Below are 14,679 nucleotides of genomic sequence, written 5' to 3'. Positions count from 1 at the left end.
TCTTAGATGAATGTCCTGTGCAGCTTGCGCTGGGTCAGATCTCGTCGACCGTCGCCGCCGAGTTCGGGCGCCGGGACAGGTCGATCCCGAGCTCCTCCGCGGCCCGGTAGACCTCGTCGTCGGACTCCCGCATCTCGATGGCGGAGCCGTCGCTGGAGAGCACCTCGACGTTCAGGCAGAGCGACTGCATCTCCTTGAGGAGCACCTTGAACGACTCCGGGATGCCGGAGTCGGGGATGTTCTCGCCCTTGACGATCGCCTCGTAGACCTTCACGCGGCCCGGGACGTCGTCGGACTTGATGGTGAGCAGCTCCTGCAGGGTGTAGGCCGCGCCGTACGCCTCGAGCGCCCAGACCTCCATCTCGCCGAAGCGCTGGCCGCCGAACTGCGCCTTACCACCCAGCGGCTGCTGCGTGATCATCGAGTACGGGCCGGTCGAGCGCGCGTGGATCTTGTCGTCGACGAGGTGGTGGAGCTTGAGGATGTACATGTAGCCGACCGAGACCGGGTCCCCGAACGGCTCGCCGGAGCGGCCGTCGAAGAGGTGGGCCTTGCCGTCGTGACCGACCATGCGCTCGCCGTCGCGGTTCGGCAGCGTCGTGGAGATCAGGCCTCGCAGCGCGTTCTCCTGCAGACCGTCGAACACCGGCGTCGCCACCGGGGTGCCCGGCTCCGACGTGGCGGCGACGGCCGGGACGCTGTCCTTCCACGACAGGTCGTCGCCCTCGGCCAGCTCGATGTCCCAGCCGCGGCTGGCGACCCAGCCGAGGTGGGTCTCGAGCACCTGGCCGACGTTCATGCGGCCCGGGACGCCCAGGGGGTTGAGGATGACGTCCACCGGCGTCCCGTCCGGCAGGAAGGGCATGTCCTCCTGCGGCAGGATCTTCGAGATGACGCCCTTGTTGCCGTGACGGCCGGCGAGCTTGTCGCCGACGGTGATCTTGCGCCGCTGGGCGATGTAGACGCGCACCAGCTGGTTCACGCCGGCGGGCAGCTCGTCGCCGTCCTCCCGGTTGAACTCGCGCACGCCGATGACCGTGCCGGACTCGCCGTGCGGCACCTTGAGGGAGGTGTCGCGGACCTCACGGGCCTTCTCGCCGAAGATCGCGCGCAGCAGGCGCTCCTCCGGGGTCAGCTCGGTCTCGCCCTTCGGGGTGACCTTGCCGACCAGGACGTCGCCGGCGCCGACCTCGGCACCGATGCGGATCACGCCGCGCTCGTCCAGGTCCGCCAGCACGTCCTCGGAGACGTTCGGGATGTCCCGCGTGATCTCCTCCGGGCCGAGCTTCGTGTCGCGGGCGTCGACCTCGTGCTCCTCGATGTGGATCGAGGAGAGCACGTCGTCCTCCACGAGGCGCTGCGACAGGATGATCGCGTCCTCGTAGTTGTGGCCCTCCCACGACATGAACGCCACGAGCAGGTTGCGGCCGAGCGCGAGGTCGCCCTCGTCGGTCGCCGGGCCGTCGGCCAGCACCGAGCCGACCTCGACCCGCTGGCCCTCGTCCACGAGCACCCGCTGGTTGTAGCTGGTGCCCTGGTTGGAGCGGCGGAACTTCGCGGCCCGGTAGGAGCCCGTGGTGCCGTCGTCGTTCGCGACCAGCACGAGGTCCGCGGAGACCTCGGTGACCACGCCCGGCTTGGTCGCCACGATGACGTCGCCGGCGTCGACCGCCGCACGGCGCTCCATGCCGGTGCCGACGAGCGGCGCCTCGGAACGCACCAGCGGCACGGCCTGACGCTGCATGTTCGCGCCCATGAGCGCGCGGTTGGCGTCGTCGTGCTCGAGGAACGGGATGAGCGCCGTCGCGACCGACACCATCTGGCGCGGCGAGACGTCCATGAAGTCGACCTCGGCCGGCGGCAGGTCGTCGGTCTCGCCGCCCTTGGTGCGGACCAGCACGCGCTCGTTGAGGAACGAGCCGTCCTCGGCCAGGGCGGTGTTCGCCTGCGCGATGACGTACCGGTCCTCGTCGTCCGCCGTGAGGTACACGACGTCGTCCGTGACCTTGCCGTCGACGACCTTGCGGTACGGCGTCTCGATGAACCCGAACGGGTTGATCCGGCCGAAGGAGGCGAGCGAGCCGATCAGGCCGATGTTCGGGCCCTCAGGGGTCTCGATCGGGCACATGCGGCCGTAGTGCGACGGGTGGACGTCGCGGACCTCCATGGCGGCGCGGTCGCGGGACAGACCACCCGGGCCGAGAGCGTTCAGACGCCGCTTGTGCGTCAGGCCCGCGAGCGGGTTGTTCTGGTCCATGAACTGCGACAGCTGCGACGTGCCGAAGAACTCGCGGATCGACGCCACCACGGGGCGGATGTTGATCAGCGTCTGCGGCGTGATCGCCTCGACGTCCTGCGTCGTCATGCGCTCGCGCACGACGCGCTCCATCCGGGACAGACCCGTGCGGACCTGGTTCTGGATGAGCTCGCCCACCGCGCGGATGCGGCGGTTGCCGAAGTGGTCGATGTCGTCGGTCTCGACGCGCACCTCGATCTGCTCCCCGTCACGCGTGCCGGCGATCGAGGGCTTGTCGGCGTGCAGCGCCGCGAGGTACTTGATGGTCGCGACGACGTCGGTCAGCGACAGGGTGGAGTCGGTCAGCGCCGCCTCGATGCCGAGCTTCTTGTCGATCTTGTAGCGGCCGACCTTCGCCAGGTCGTAGCGCTTGGGGTTGAAGTAGAAGTTCTCGAGCAGCGTGCGCCCGGCCTCGACCGTCGGCGGCTCGCCCGGGCGGATCTTGCGGTACAGGTCGACGAGGGCCTCGTCCTGCGTGTGGACGTGGTCCTTCTCGAGCGTGTCGAGGACGGACGGGAAGTCGGCGAACTCCTCGCGGATCTCGCCCTCGGTGAGGCCCAGCGCCTTGAGGAGCACGGTGACGGGCTGCTTGCGCTTGCGGTCGACGCGGACGCTGACGGCGTCCCGCTTGTCGATCTCGAACTCCAGCCAGGCGCCGCGCGACGGGATGACCTTCGCGGAGAAGACGTCCTTGTCGCTCGTCTTGTCCGGCTGGCGCTCGAAGTACACGCCCGGGGAGCGGACGAGCTGGGAGACGACGACGCGCTCGGTGCCGTTGATGATGAACGTGCCGCGGTCGGTCATGAGCGGGAAGTCGCCCATGAACACCGTCTGGCTCTTGATCTCGCCGGTGGTGTAGTTGACGAACTCAGCCGTGACGAACAGCGGGGCCGCGAAGGTGAAGTCCTTCTCCTTGCACTCCTCGGCCGTGTACTTCGGCGGCTCGAAGCGGTGGTTGGAGAACGACAGGGACATCGACTGACCGAAGTCCTCGATGGGCGAGATCTCCTCGAAGATCTCCTCCAGGCCCGAGGTGGTCGAGACGTCGTTGCGGCCGGCGGCGGTCGCGGCGTCCACCCGGGCCTGCCAGGACGGGTTGCCCAGCAACCAGTCGAAGCTCTCGACCTGCAGCCCGAGGAGGTCCGGCACCTCGAGGGGCTCGTAGATCTGGGCGAAGGAGACGCGGCGGGAAGCGGTGCGGTTCGCGATGGCGTCGGCGGACGGAGCAGAAGGGGTGCGCGAGGCAGCCAAGAGGGGTCCTTCCCTGCAGTTCGATGGCACGCTGTTACGCTCAACGAGGCTGCAGGCGCCTGTCCGCGTCGAGGAGACCGGCCGGAGGGGTCGCTGATCGGCGGACCACAGGGGCGGGGCTTCGTCGGCGGAGGAGGCGTCGGGGCACAAGCGAGCGCAAAGCGCTAGCGTAGCCGGAACGTCGGAGAATGTCCACTCGCGCGGGCACACCAGCGGACGCCCTCGGTTCCGGGTGATGAGGACGTTGTCTCGGTGGCCGCCATATGCCGCCCAAGAAACGGTTGTCGTCCCACGATAACGCCTCCCCCGCCGCCCCGGCCAGGACGGCGCGGGCGAGATGCGTCACCGCACGAGGCCTCCCCCGGTCCCTCACATCGCCCGGCAGGCGCCCGGCACAGGGCCGACGCGCTCCGCCGGCCCGGACCGAGAGACGTCGAGGCCCGCACCCCCGGAGGGATGCGGGCCTCGACGTGCGTGAGGTGCGGCTCAGGCCGCGCGGCTCACTTGAGGGTGACGGTGGCGCCGGCGCCCTCGAGGGCCTCCTTGGCCTTCTCCGCGGCAGCCTTGTCGGCGCCCTCCAGGACCGGCTTCGGCGCGCCGTCGACGAGGTCCTTGGCCTCCTTCAGGCCGAGGGAGGTGAGGGCGCGCACCTCCTTGATGACCTGGATCTTCTTGTCGCCGGCGGCCTCGAGGATGACGTCGAACTCGTCCTTCTCCTCGGCGGCGGCACCCGCGTCGCCGGCACCGCCGGCGGCCGGGGCACCCGCGACCGCGACGGCGGCCGGAGCAGCGGCGGTGACCTCGAACTTGTCCTCGAAGGCCTTCACGAACTCGTTGAGCTCGATGAGGGTGAGCTCCTCGAAGGCGGCCAGGAGCTCGTCGGTGCTGAGCTTCGCCATGATGGCGTTCCTTTCGGTTGGTGCGTCCTGGGGCCGATCGGGTCGGCCCTGCAGAAGCAGAGAGGGGTTGTGCGTGCCGTACCGCCGTCAGGCGGCGACGGCCTCCGATTCCTGCTTCTTCTGACGCAGGGCATCGATGACGCGAGCGGCCTCGGCCGGCTTCGCGGTGAAGGCGTAGGCAGCCTGGTAGAGCTTGGCCTTCATCGCGCCGGCGGCCTTGGCCAGCAGGACCTCGCGGGACTCGAGGTCCGCGAGCTGGTTGATCTCTGCCGCGGTCAGGGCGTTCCCGTCGAGGACACCGCCCTTGATGACCAGAGCAGGGTGCGCCTTGGCGAAGTCACGCAGGCCCTTGGCGGCCTCGACCGGGTCCCCGGTCACGAACGCGATCGCGGAAGGACCCTTGAGGTCGGCGTCGAACGAGTCGATGCCGGCTTCCTTGGCCGCGATGGACGTCAGCGTGTTCTTCACCACGGCGTAGGTTGCGTTGCCGCGCAGCGACCGCCGCAGCTCCTGGAGCTGCGAGACGGAGAGCCCGCGGTACTCGGTCAGCACGGCCGCGTTCGACCCGCGGAGCTTGTCCGCGACCTGCGCGACGGCGGCTGCCTTGTCCGGCCTCGCCATGGCAATCCTTCCGGTGGTGGTGCCACCGGTACCCGCAAAAGGAAGAGCCCCGGCGCAGGCGCACGGGGCTCGGAGCTCACGGCGATGCCGTGGTCGTCGTTCGTGTCACCTACGCAGGCCTCCGCATGTTCGCGGGACTTCGGTCCTCGGCCTTCTGGACGAGTCCAGGCAGCATCGGACGACCGGCGGTCTTGGGTTACCCGACAAGAGTACACGACGCCTGGCGCGGCTCCGCACACGCCGGGCCGTCGTGTCACGCACCTCACAACGTCCCGGGACCTTCCGTCGTCTCGGGCCGATCCGTCCCGGCCGCTGCTCCGAACCCCGGGTGAGCGCGGGACCGGCCCGCGCCCCCGAGAGCCAAGGAGCCCCTCATGTCCTCGTCCGCCAACCGTCTGCTCGCCACCGTCTTCGGCGCCGTCTACCTGCTGGTCGGCCTCGCCGGGTTCGCCGTCACCTCGGGCGTCGGGTTCGCCGCGACCGAGGGGTCGACGCTGCTGCTGTTCGAGGTGAACCCCCTGCACAACGTCGTCCACCTCGGCGTCGGCGCCGCGCTGCTGCTCGCGTCCCGCTCGACGACCGCGGCCAAGGCGGTGAACACGACCGTCGGCGCGGTGTACCTGCTGGTCGGCGTGCTGGGCCTGTTCCTCATCGGGACCGGCGCCAACATCATCGCCCTCAACGGCGCCGACAACGTGCTGCACCTGGCCAGCGCCGTCGTGCTGCTGGGGGTCGGCCTGGCCGCCGACCGGCGCACCGCCGACGGCCTCGCGACCGCATGAGCGCCCCGGCGCCCGCGACCGCGGTGCCCCTGGCCCGGCCGCTCCTGGCGTTCACCGTGCTGGGTGCGGGCATCGTCGGGCTCGGCATGGCCCGCGGCGCGCTGCCGGCCGCGCAGGGCTGGCTCGCCCTCGTGACCGGGGCCGTCGAGCTCGTCGCCGCGGTCGTCGCCCTGCGCGGCGTCCCGCGGCGTGCGGCCACGGACGCGGCCACCCTCGCGGCCGCCGGCACGCTCGCGGGTGCCGGGGTGCTCGGCGTCGTGCTCGCGTTCGCGCCCGGAGGACGATTCGGCGCGGCCGCCGCTGCGGCCGCGGGCCTGCAGCTCGCCGCCGCCGCCGGCCTCGGGGCGCTCGGTCGGCACCGGGCGGCGCGCCACCGCTCCCCCGCCGCGCAGCCCCGCGGGAGGGCGAGCGTCGCAGGTGCGGTCCGGCGCCCCGGACCGGCGCTCGTGATCCTCTTCGCCGGCGCTGTCGCCGTGTCGACCGTCGCGACGGCGGGCCTCGCCGACACCGAGGCGGGGGCCCACGCCGTCCCGCACGGCGAGCACCACCTGCCGGACCTGCCCGGCCTGCCCGCGCACCACCACGGGCCCTGAGCCGGGGAACGACGGCGGCCCGGCACCCCTCGCGGGGGTGCCGGGCCGCCGTCGTGGCTCCGGTGAGTCAGCGGGGACCCGGAAGGGTCACGCCTCCTCGAGGAGCTTCGTCGTGCGCGACTGGTCGAGCGGGATGCCCGGGCCCATCGTCGTCGCCATCGTGGCCTTGGTGATGTACCGGCCCTTCGACGACGTCGGCTTGAGCCGCAGGACCTCGTCCAGCGCCGCCGCGTAGTTCTCCACCAGCGCGGTCTCGTCGAACGAGGCCTTGCCGATGATGAAGTGCAGGTTCGCGTGCTTGTCCACGCGGAACTCGATCTTGCCGCCCTTGATGTCGCCCACGGCCTTGGTGACGTCCATGGTCACCGTGCCGGTCTTCGGGTTCGGCATGAGGCCACGGGGGCCCAGCACCTTGCCCAGTCGACCGACCTTGCCCATGAGGTCCGGCGTCGCGACCGCGGCGTCGAAGTCGGTGTAGCCGCCGGCGACCTTCTCGATGAGCTCGTCGCCGCCGACCTCGTCGGCGCCGGCCGCACGGGCCTCCTCCGCCTTCGCGGCGTTCGCGAAGACGATCACGCGGGCGGTCTTGCCCGTGCCGTGCGGGAGGTTGACCGTGCCGCGGACCATCTGGTCGGCCTTGCGGGGGTCGACGCCCAGGCGGAACGCGACCTCGACGGTCGCGTCGTACTTGACGGTCGCGGTCTCCTTGGCGAGGCGGACCGCCTCGAGGGGGGCGTACAGGGCGTCGCGGTCGATCTTCGCCGCCGCGGCGCGGTACGCCTTGCTGCGCGTTGCCATCTGCTTCTCCTTCTGCAGTCGTGGTGAACGGGTCCGCGCGGACCCTGCCACGTGCCCGGTGCGGTTCACCGGGGCTTCGCGAGCCGCCCGGCCGTGGGGCCGGGCGGCTCTGCTCGGATCACTCCGAGACGGTGATGCCCATCGAACGAGCCGTGCCGGCGACGATCTTCATCGCGGCGTCGATGTCGTTCGCGTTGAGGTCGGCGAGCTTCGTCTGCGCGATCTCGCGGACCTGGTCCTGGGAGAGCTGCGCGACCTTGACCGTGTGCGGGGTGGAGGAACCCTTCGCCACGCCTGCGGCCTTCTTGATGAGCTCGGCGGCCGGCGGCGTCTTGGTGATGAACGTGAACGAGCGGTCCTCGTACACGGTGATCTCCACCGGGATGACGTTGCCGCGCTGCGACTCGGTCGCCGCGTTGTAGGCCTTGCAGAACTCCATGATGTTCACGCCGTGCTGACCGAGCGCGGGGCCGATCGGCGGGGCCGGCGTCGCCGCACCGGCGTTGATCTGGAGCTTGATGAGGCCGGCGACCTTCTTCGACTTGGGAGGCATGTTCCCTGCTTTCTGTTCGTGGGCCGACGCCGTGGGCGATGACCCGGTTGCAGTGCCGTCGTCGCGCGGCGGGGCCGTGCGCTACCGGGACGCCGTCAGAGCTTGGCGACCTGGTTGAACGACAGCTCGACCGGGGTCTCCCGGCCGAAGATGGAGACGAGGACCTGGAGCTTCTGGGCCTCGACGTTGATGTCCGAGATCGTGGCGGGCAGCGTGTCGAACGGACCGTCGGTGACGGTGACCGACTCGCCGATCTCGAAGTCGACCTCGACCGGCGCCGCCTGGGACGCCGCCGTGGCGGCGGCCGCGGACGGCTTGCCCGGCTCCTGCTTCTCCTCGAGGAACGTCGGAGCCAGCATCGAGAAGACCTCGTCGAGGGTCAGCGGCACGGGCTGGTGCGTGTGGCCCACAAAGCCGGTGACGCCCGGCGTGTGGCGCACGGCGCCCCACGACTCGTCCGTCAGGTCCATGCGCACGAGGACGTAGCCCGGGATCCGCACGCGCCGGACGGTCTTCTTCTGCGCGTTCTTGATCTCGGTCACCTCCTCCATGGGGACCTCGACCTGGAAGATGTAGTCCTCCATGTTCAGGCTCTGGGTGCGGTTCTCCAGGTTGGCCTTCACACGGTTCTCGTACCCCGCGTACGAGTGGATGACGTACCAGTCGCCGAGCTGGCCGCGCAGCGTGCGGCGGAACTCCTCGGCCGGGTCCTCGACGACGTCACCGTCGGCGTCGGCCGGCCGCGCGGGCTCGTCGTCCGCGGGCTCGTCCGTCGCCTCGCCGGGCTCGACGTCGTCCGTCGCGTCCTGCGCGGCGTCCGCGTCGGCGGAGGTCTCGGGCGCGGCGCCCGTCGCAGCGTCCGCGCCGAGGCCCGCCTCGTCGCCGTCGGCGCCGGGCTGCGTGGGGTCGACGTTCTCCGTCTGGTCCAGCGGATCCTGGGACACGAACGAACCTGCTTTCTGACTGCTGCTGCTGAGGAGGGGACGGGCGCCCGGGACGGACGACCTGCGGCCGGTGATCAGTCGCCGAAGACGGCGAGGACACCCAGACCGATGACGTAGTCGAGCGCCGTCACGAACAGCATGACCACCGTGACGAACACCAGGACGACGATCGTGTAGTTGATCAGCTCCGAGCGCGTCGGGGTGACCACCTTGCGGAGCTCACCGACGACCTGCCGGACGAAGAGCGCGATGCGGGCGAACACGTTACGGCGCCCGCCCCCGTGGGCTGCACCGTCGTGGACGGCCTCGGCCGGCGACTCGCTCACTTGCTGTACCCCGTTTCGCGTTCGAACCGCGACCGCGCCACCTGCCGGCGACGCGCCCACGGCACAGACTCCTGGCGTTCCGGGGTCACTCTGCTGCGGCCCCGCTGCGCGCGGCCCCGCGGGGGATCACGCTGGCAGGGTAGACAGGACTCGAACCTGCAACCTGCGGTTTTGGAGACCGCTGCGCTACCAATTGCGCCACTACCCTTCGTGCTCGACGACCGCGGACGCGCGCACCGCAAGGCGCGTTCGATCCTGGTGGCCGTCAACCACCGAGGAACAACTGTACGCGACGCCGGGGCGTGGGTCGAACCAGCCCCGCACGGCCCCCGTACAGGCCCCGTGCCCCCGTGCCCGGCGGCGGCCCGGAAGGCGCTTCGACCCGACCCGCCGTGCCCGGCCTCGTTCACGCACCGGGCGTGACCTGCGACACTGCGGGGGTGCGCGACCTGGCGAAGCTCCCCAAGGCCCACCTGCACCTGCACTTCACCGGCTCGATGCGGCTCGAGACGTTGCGGGACATGGCGACCGAGCAGGGCGTGCGCCTGCCCTCGGTGCTGCTCGACGGCGACCCGTTGCGGGTGCCCGCCAACGAGCGCGGCTGGTTCCGGTTCCAGCGCCTCTACGACGCCGCGCGCGCCTGCGTGCGGTCCGAGGCGGGCATGCGCCGGCTCGTGGACGAGGCCGCGGCCGACGACGCGGCAGAGGGCTCCCGGCGGCTCGAGATCCAGGTGGACCCGACGTCGTACGCCCCGTTCGTCGGCGGCATCACCCCGGCCGTCGAGATCGTGCTGGACGCCGCCAGGGCCGCGAGCGCCGCCCACGGCGTCGAGGTGGCGGTGATCGTCGCGGCGTCGCGCACCCGCCATCCCCTCGACGCGCGCACGCTCGCCCGGCTCGCCGCCCGGTACGCGGGCGACGGGCCCGGCGAGGTCGTGGGCTTCGGGCTGAGCAACGACGAGCGCCGCGGGGACACCGGGGCGTTCTCCGCCGCGTTCCGCATCGCGCGCCGGGCCGGGCTGGCGTCCGTGCCGCACGGCGGCGAGCTGCTCGGCCCCGCCCACGTGCGCGAGGTCGTGTCCGCCCTCGCCCCGGACCGTCTCGGGCACGGGGTGCGCGCCGGGGAGGACCCGGCGCTGCTCGACGAGCTGGTGGCCGCGGGCGTGGCGCTCGAGGTGTGCCCTGCCTCCAACGTGGGCCTGGGCGTCTACCACGACGCGGCGGCGGTGCCGCTGCCGGCGCTCGTGGACGCGGGCGCGCGGGTCGCGCTCGGCGCGGACGACCCGCTGCTGTTCGGCTCCCGGCTGCTGGAGCAGTACGAGGCGGCCCGCACGGTGCACGGCTTCGACGACGCGCGCGTCGCGGACCTGGCCCGCGGGTCGATCGCGGCGTCCCGCGCGTCCGCCGGGACGAAGGCGGCGCTGCTGGCGGAGGTGGACGCCTGGCTGGCCGCGCCCGACGATCCCCCCGGGCCGCCCGCCTCGGACCATCGGCCGGCCGGTGGCGCACCCGGTGCCCGCGCCGGCGAGCCGGTCCCGTCCGCGTCCCGTCCGCAGGGGGCGTGATCACGCTGCCACGGTCGACGGCACGGTCGACGGCACGGTCGACGGCACGGTCGACGGCACGGTCGACGGCACGGGCCGTCGGCGGACACGGACGGGCGGGGCCCGGACGGCTCGGGGCTCTCGCGGCATGGGCCCCGGGGACGACGGCGACCGGTACCGCGGTCGGACGCGCCCGGCCGCGCCGCGGCGTACGGTGCCAGGCATGGAGGCGCACCGCGGCCAGGCCGGCCCGCTCGACCGGTGGCGCCCGCGCCTGTTCCTCGCGCTGACGCTCGCGGTCGTGGTGGTGATCGGCACGCTCGGCGCCTCCCGGTGGCAGCACGGGGACCACGAGCTCGACCTGCTCGGGATCGCGCTCGCGCTGGTCGCCCCCGTGGTCGTGGCCGTGCTGCCGCGCCCGCCCGCGCCGGCCGTGCTCCTCGCCGTCGGGGCGGTCGGCGCGTACGTCGCGCTGGGCTACGCGTGGGGGCCCGCGCTGGCCGGGCCCGTCCTGGTGCTGGTCACGGTGCTGCTGTCGGGCCCGGCGCGCCGGTCGCGCGCCGTCGCCTGGTCCGGGGCCGCGATGTACTGGGGCGCCGTCGTCGTGGCGGCGACCCTCCGCGACGACGTCCCGCGCCCGGCGGCGCTGCTGGGCGGCGCGGCGTGGACCGCCGTCGCGCTGCTGGTGGCGACGGGGATCCGCGAGCGGGTCGCCCGGGCCGCCGCCTGGCGGGCCGCGCGCGAGGAACGCGAGCGCACGGCCGTGGCCACCGAGCGGCTGCGCATCGCGCGCGAGCTGCACGACGTCCTCGCCCACTCCCTGTCCGCGATCAACGTGCAGGCCGGGGTGGGGCTGCACCTGCTCGACCGGGACGTCGAGCAGGCGCGCTCGGCGCTGGCGTCCGTCAAGGCGACCAGCCGCGACGCCCTCGACGACGTGCGGGCCGTGCTCGGCACGGTGCGCGGGGAGGACGGCTCCGACGCCGGCGGCGAGCCCCGCTCCCCCACGTGGGACCTCACCGCGCTGCCCCGGCTGGCCGAGCCGCTGCGGGCCCGGCACGTCGACGTGCGGTTCGACGTCGAGCCGGGACTGACGGCGGACGGCGCGGTCCCGCCGCACGTGGCGGGCGTCGCCTACCGGGTGGTCCAGGAGGCCCTGACCAACGTGGGGCGGCACGCCCCCGACGCGCGCACGGTAGCGGTCGGGATGCGGCGCGACGGGGCGAGGCTGCAGGTCGAGGTGTCCGACGACGGCACGCCACCGACCGACGGCGCCCCGCCGCCGCCCGGGTACGGGCTGCGCGGGATGCGGGAGCGCGTCGAGGGCGCGGGCGGCACGCTGCGCGCCGGGCACGGCACGGGCGCCGCCGGCCGGGGGTACGTCGTCGACGCACGCATCCCCCTGGCCTCCGACGTGCTGTCAGGCCCTGCGGCGGGTACACCGGGCGGAGATCCTGACAGCTCGGCCGCGGAGGGGGGACGATGACGATCCGGGTGCTGCTGGCCGACGACCAGGCGCTGGTCCGCGGCGGGTTCCGGGCGCTGCTCGACGCCGAGGACGACATGGCGGTGGTGGCCGAGGCTGCCACCGGCGACGACGCGGTCCGCCTCGCGCTGGACCGGCTGCCCGACGTCGTCCTCATGGACGTGCGCATGCCCGGGACGGACGGCCTGGAGGCGACCCGGCGCATCGTCGCCGACCCGCGCGCCGGCGGCGTGCACGTCGTCGTGGTGACGACGTTCGAGCTGGACGAGTACGTCGCCGAGGCGATCCGCGGCGGCGCGACCGGCTTCCTCGTCAAGGACACCGAGCCCGCCGACCTGGTGCGCGCCGTGCGGGTCGCCGCCGCCGGGGACGCGCTGCTGTCGCCGGGCGTGACGCGGCGCCTGCTCGCCCGGGTGGCCGCCGCGACCCGCGACGTGCCGCCGCCGCGCGGCCTCGACGAGCTCACCGCCCGCGAGCACGAGGTGCTCGTCGAGGTGGCGGGCGGGCTGTCGAACGAGGAGATCGCCCGCACCCTGTACCTGTCGGAGTCGACGGTCAAGACGCACGTCTCGCGGGTCATGGCCAAGCTGGGCGCCCGGGACCGGGCCCAGCTCGTCGTCGCCGCCTACGAGGGCGGCGTCGTGCGCCCCGGCTGGTCCGCCTGAGGGCGCCGCGGGTCGCCGGCACCCGGGGACCACGCGGGTCGGTACGCGCGGGGGACGACGCCGGGCGGGCGGGGCGGGAGCGTGGGAGCGGACGGCCCGCACCGGGTGGGCCACCGTCAGGAGGAGACCCTCATGCTCACCGCATCCACCCTCGCGTCGGACGTCGCCACCGTCGCCGCGCACCCGTACGGCGCGGGCGGCGGGCCCGGCTGGTGGATCGTCTTCCCGATCCTCTGGTTCCTGCTCGTCGCCACGGTCGTGGTCCTGATCGCCCGCCGGGCGCGCCGGTACGGCCCGCCGTGGGCACGCGGCGGCGCGGGCGGCGCGGACGTCCTGGGCGAGCGCTTCGCCCGCGGGGAGATCGACGAGGCCGAGTACCGCCAGCGGCTCGCCGTGCTGCGGGAGGACCGTCGCTGACCTCCACCGACCAGCACCGCGCCGTCGGGCGTGCCGGTCGGGACCTCGTTCGTGCCGGACGGGGTCCCGACCGGCACGCTCGATGTCCGGCGCCTGCGTCGGCACCCCCAACGGTCCGGCGCCCCCGTGCGTCATGGCAGGTGACAGGGTCACGGGGTCTCGCGGTGGCCCCCGCGATGTCACGGCAGGTCACGGCGCTGTGAGGATTGTGGGGATGCCGGGTGGCGCGCTCGCGCCGCACCCGGTGGATCGGGCACGGTGGGGAGTCCGCTGTGCACGGCGCGCCGCGACCAGGCATGGAAGGAATGTCATGCGCACGGTTCCATCTCTCGGGCAGGGCCGCACGGCGGCACGCCTCGGCGCGCCCGTCGCGCTCGTGGTGACGCTCGGCCTGCTGGCCGCCGGGTGCGGCACGACGGACGGCGACGAGCCGGACCCCGGCGCCGCGCCGTCGGTGGTGACGGGCGAGCCGCGGGAGACGGGGCCCACGCCCTCGGACGACGCGTCCGCGACGCCGTCCGACGACGCACCCGCGACCCCGTCGGCCGCGCCGGACGACGGCACGGACGGCACGGACGGCACGGACGGCACGGACGGCACGGACGGCACGGACGGCGGCAGCGTCGCGGACGACGGCGCCGACGAGCCCGGTGGCACGAGCGACGCCGAGGACGGGGGCGACGACGCGGCGGGCGGCTCCGGCGATTCCGACGAGGCCGGGAAGCCGGAGAAGCCCGGGAAGTCGGCGAAGGAGAAGAAGGCCGAGGCGGCCGCCGCGCAGGAGCGGCGCGAGCGGGAGGAGCGTGAGCGCGAGGAGCAGGAGCGGCGCGACGCGATGCCCCGGTACGGGGACAGCGGCGAGCGGGTCGTCGCGCTGCAGTCCCGGCTGGCGGAGCTCGGGTACTTCCTGCAGGACGTGGACGGGCAGTTCGGCCCCGCGACCCAGCAGGCCGTGTGGGCCCTGCAGAAGGCGGCGGGCCTGTCCCGGGACGGCGTCGTCGGGCCCCGGACGAAGGCGGCCCTCGACGCGGGCACCCGGCCGAGCGCGCGGACGTCGTCCGGCCGGGCGGTCGAGATCGACCTGGACCGGCAGCTCCTCATGACCGTCGAGGACGGGCGGGTGACGCGGATCATCAACGCCTCGTCCGGCAACGGCGAGCAGTACCGGGCCCGGGGGCGCACCTACACGGCGTCGACGCCTCGCGGGTCCTACGCCGTCTACATGGAGCGCGACGGCATGCACGAGTCGACCCTGGAGCTGGGCTCCATGTGGCGCCCGAAGTACTTCTCCGGCGGCTTCGCCGTGCACGGCTCGGGCTCGATCCCGCCCTACCCGGCCTCGCACGGGTGCGTGCGCGTGTCGAACGCGGCGATGAACTGGCTGTGGGACTCGTGGGGGATGCCGAAGGGCACGCCGGTCGTCCTCTACTGATCGTCCCCGTCCGCTGTGGGTACGAAGATGGCGTGGGACCGGGCCCGGTCCCACGCCATCTTCGTACCCACA

14 protein-coding genes and 1 tRNA gene are annotated in these 14,679 nt (G+C 73.2%); 7 read left to right on the top strand and 8 right to left on the bottom strand.

Annotation, left to right across the window (positions count from 1 at the left end):
• Positions 1–34: 34 nt before the first annotated feature.
• The 3 genes from rpoB to rplJ all read right to left on the bottom strand — a co-directional run bounded on the left by rpoB (position 35) and on the right by rplJ (position 5,067).
• Positions 35–3,547 carry a DNA-directed RNA polymerase subunit beta gene (gene rpoB / locus EYB28_RS05865; RefSeq protein WP_166845633.1) on the bottom strand — a complete coding sequence of 1,171 codons (3,513 nt, stop codon included), beginning with the start codon at positions 3,545–3,547 and terminating at the stop codon, positions 35–37.
• Between the two features lie 500 nt (positions 3,548–4,047).
• Positions 4,048–4,446: a 50S ribosomal protein L7/L12 gene (gene rplL / locus EYB28_RS05860; RefSeq protein ID WP_166845631.1), complete on the bottom strand. Its 399-nt coding sequence runs from the start codon at positions 4,444–4,446 to the stop codon at positions 4,048–4,050.
• Positions 4,447–4,533: 87 nt separating this feature from the next.
• Positions 4,534–5,067, bottom strand: a complete 534-nt coding sequence (gene rplJ / locus EYB28_RS05855; protein ID WP_166845629.1) for a 50S ribosomal protein L10 — start codon at positions 5,065–5,067, stop codon at positions 4,534–4,536.
• 374 nt (positions 5,068–5,441) lie between these two features.
• Between rplJ and EYB28_RS05850 the strand changes: the two genes are divergently transcribed.
• Positions 5,442–5,849, top strand: coding sequence for a DUF4383 domain-containing protein (locus tag EYB28_RS05850; RefSeq protein WP_166845627.1), 408 nt, complete (start codon positions 5,442–5,444; stop codon positions 5,847–5,849).
• On the top strand, positions 5,846–6,442 hold the full coding sequence (locus EYB28_RS05845; protein ID WP_166845625.1) for a hypothetical protein: 597 nt from the start codon (positions 5,846–5,848) through the stop codon (positions 6,440–6,442). The genes EYB28_RS05850 and EYB28_RS05845 overlap by 4 nt, the downstream gene beginning before the upstream one ends.
• Positions 6,443–6,529: 87 nt before the next feature.
• Here the strand turns inward: EYB28_RS05845 and rplA are convergent, their stop codons facing one another.
• The 5 genes from rplA to EYB28_RS05820 all read right to left on the bottom strand — a co-directional run bounded on the left by rplA (position 6,530) and on the right by EYB28_RS05820 (position 9,271).
• Positions 6,530–7,240 (bottom strand): 50S ribosomal protein L1, encoded by a 711-nt coding sequence (rplA, locus tag EYB28_RS05840; RefSeq protein WP_166845623.1) that lies wholly within the window; start codon positions 7,238–7,240, stop codon positions 6,530–6,532.
• Positions 7,241–7,358: 118 nt separating this feature from the next.
• Positions 7,359–7,793 (bottom strand): 50S ribosomal protein L11, encoded by a 435-nt coding sequence (rplK, locus tag EYB28_RS05835; protein ID WP_166845621.1) that lies wholly within the window; start codon positions 7,791–7,793, stop codon positions 7,359–7,361.
• Positions 7,794–7,888: 95 nt separating this feature from the next.
• On the bottom strand, positions 7,889–8,737 hold the full coding sequence (gene nusG, locus EYB28_RS05830) for a transcription termination/antitermination protein NusG (protein WP_166845619.1): 849 nt from the start codon (positions 8,735–8,737) through the stop codon (positions 7,889–7,891).
• Positions 8,738–8,811: 74 nt separating this feature from the next.
• The gene (gene secE, locus EYB28_RS05825) at positions 8,812–9,063 is read right to left on the bottom strand and encodes a preprotein translocase subunit SecE (RefSeq protein WP_166845617.1); all 252 of its coding nucleotides are present in this window, start codon (positions 9,061–9,063) and stop codon (positions 8,812–8,814) included.
• Positions 9,064–9,195: 132 nt separating this feature from the next.
• Positions 9,196–9,271, bottom strand: a tRNA-Trp gene (locus EYB28_RS05820).
• Positions 9,272–9,503: 232 nt separating this feature from the next.
• On the opposite strand from EYB28_RS05820, the gene EYB28_RS05815 reads away from it, so the two are divergent.
• From EYB28_RS05815 to EYB28_RS20295, 5 genes are all read left to right on the top strand, one after another.
• The gene (locus tag EYB28_RS05815; protein ID WP_166851809.1) at positions 9,504–10,628 is read left to right on the top strand and encodes an adenosine deaminase; all 1,125 of its coding nucleotides are present in this window, start codon (positions 9,504–9,506) and stop codon (positions 10,626–10,628) included.
• Positions 10,629–10,830: 202 nt separating this feature from the next.
• Entirely contained in the window at positions 10,831–12,093 is a 1,263-nt protein-coding gene (locus tag EYB28_RS05810) for a sensor histidine kinase (RefSeq protein ID WP_166845615.1), read from the top strand.
• Complete coding sequence (locus EYB28_RS05805) at positions 12,090–12,758, top strand: response regulator transcription factor (protein WP_166845613.1); 669 nt, start codon at positions 12,090–12,092, stop codon at positions 12,756–12,758. Before EYB28_RS05810 ends, EYB28_RS05805 begins: the two co-directional genes overlap by 4 nt.
• A 132-nt stretch (positions 12,759–12,890) precedes the next feature.
• Complete coding sequence (locus tag EYB28_RS05800; protein WP_166845611.1) at positions 12,891–13,175, top strand: SHOCT domain-containing protein; 285 nt, start codon at positions 12,891–12,893, stop codon at positions 13,173–13,175.
• Between the two features lie 310 nt (positions 13,176–13,485).
• The gene (locus tag EYB28_RS20295; RefSeq protein WP_166845609.1) at positions 13,486–14,607 is read left to right on the top strand and encodes a L,D-transpeptidase family protein; all 1,122 of its coding nucleotides are present in this window, start codon (positions 13,486–13,488) and stop codon (positions 14,605–14,607) included.
• The last annotated feature ends 72 nt before the right edge of the window (positions 14,608–14,679 follow it).

Source organism: Isoptericola sp. BMS4, from assembly GCF_011634835.1.
Taxonomy (GTDB): domain Bacteria; phylum Actinomycetota; class Actinomycetes; order Actinomycetales; family Cellulomonadaceae; genus Isoptericola.
The sequence above is the reverse complement of the archived record's forward strand: the minus strand, read 5'-3'. Positions and strand labels throughout refer to the sequence as shown.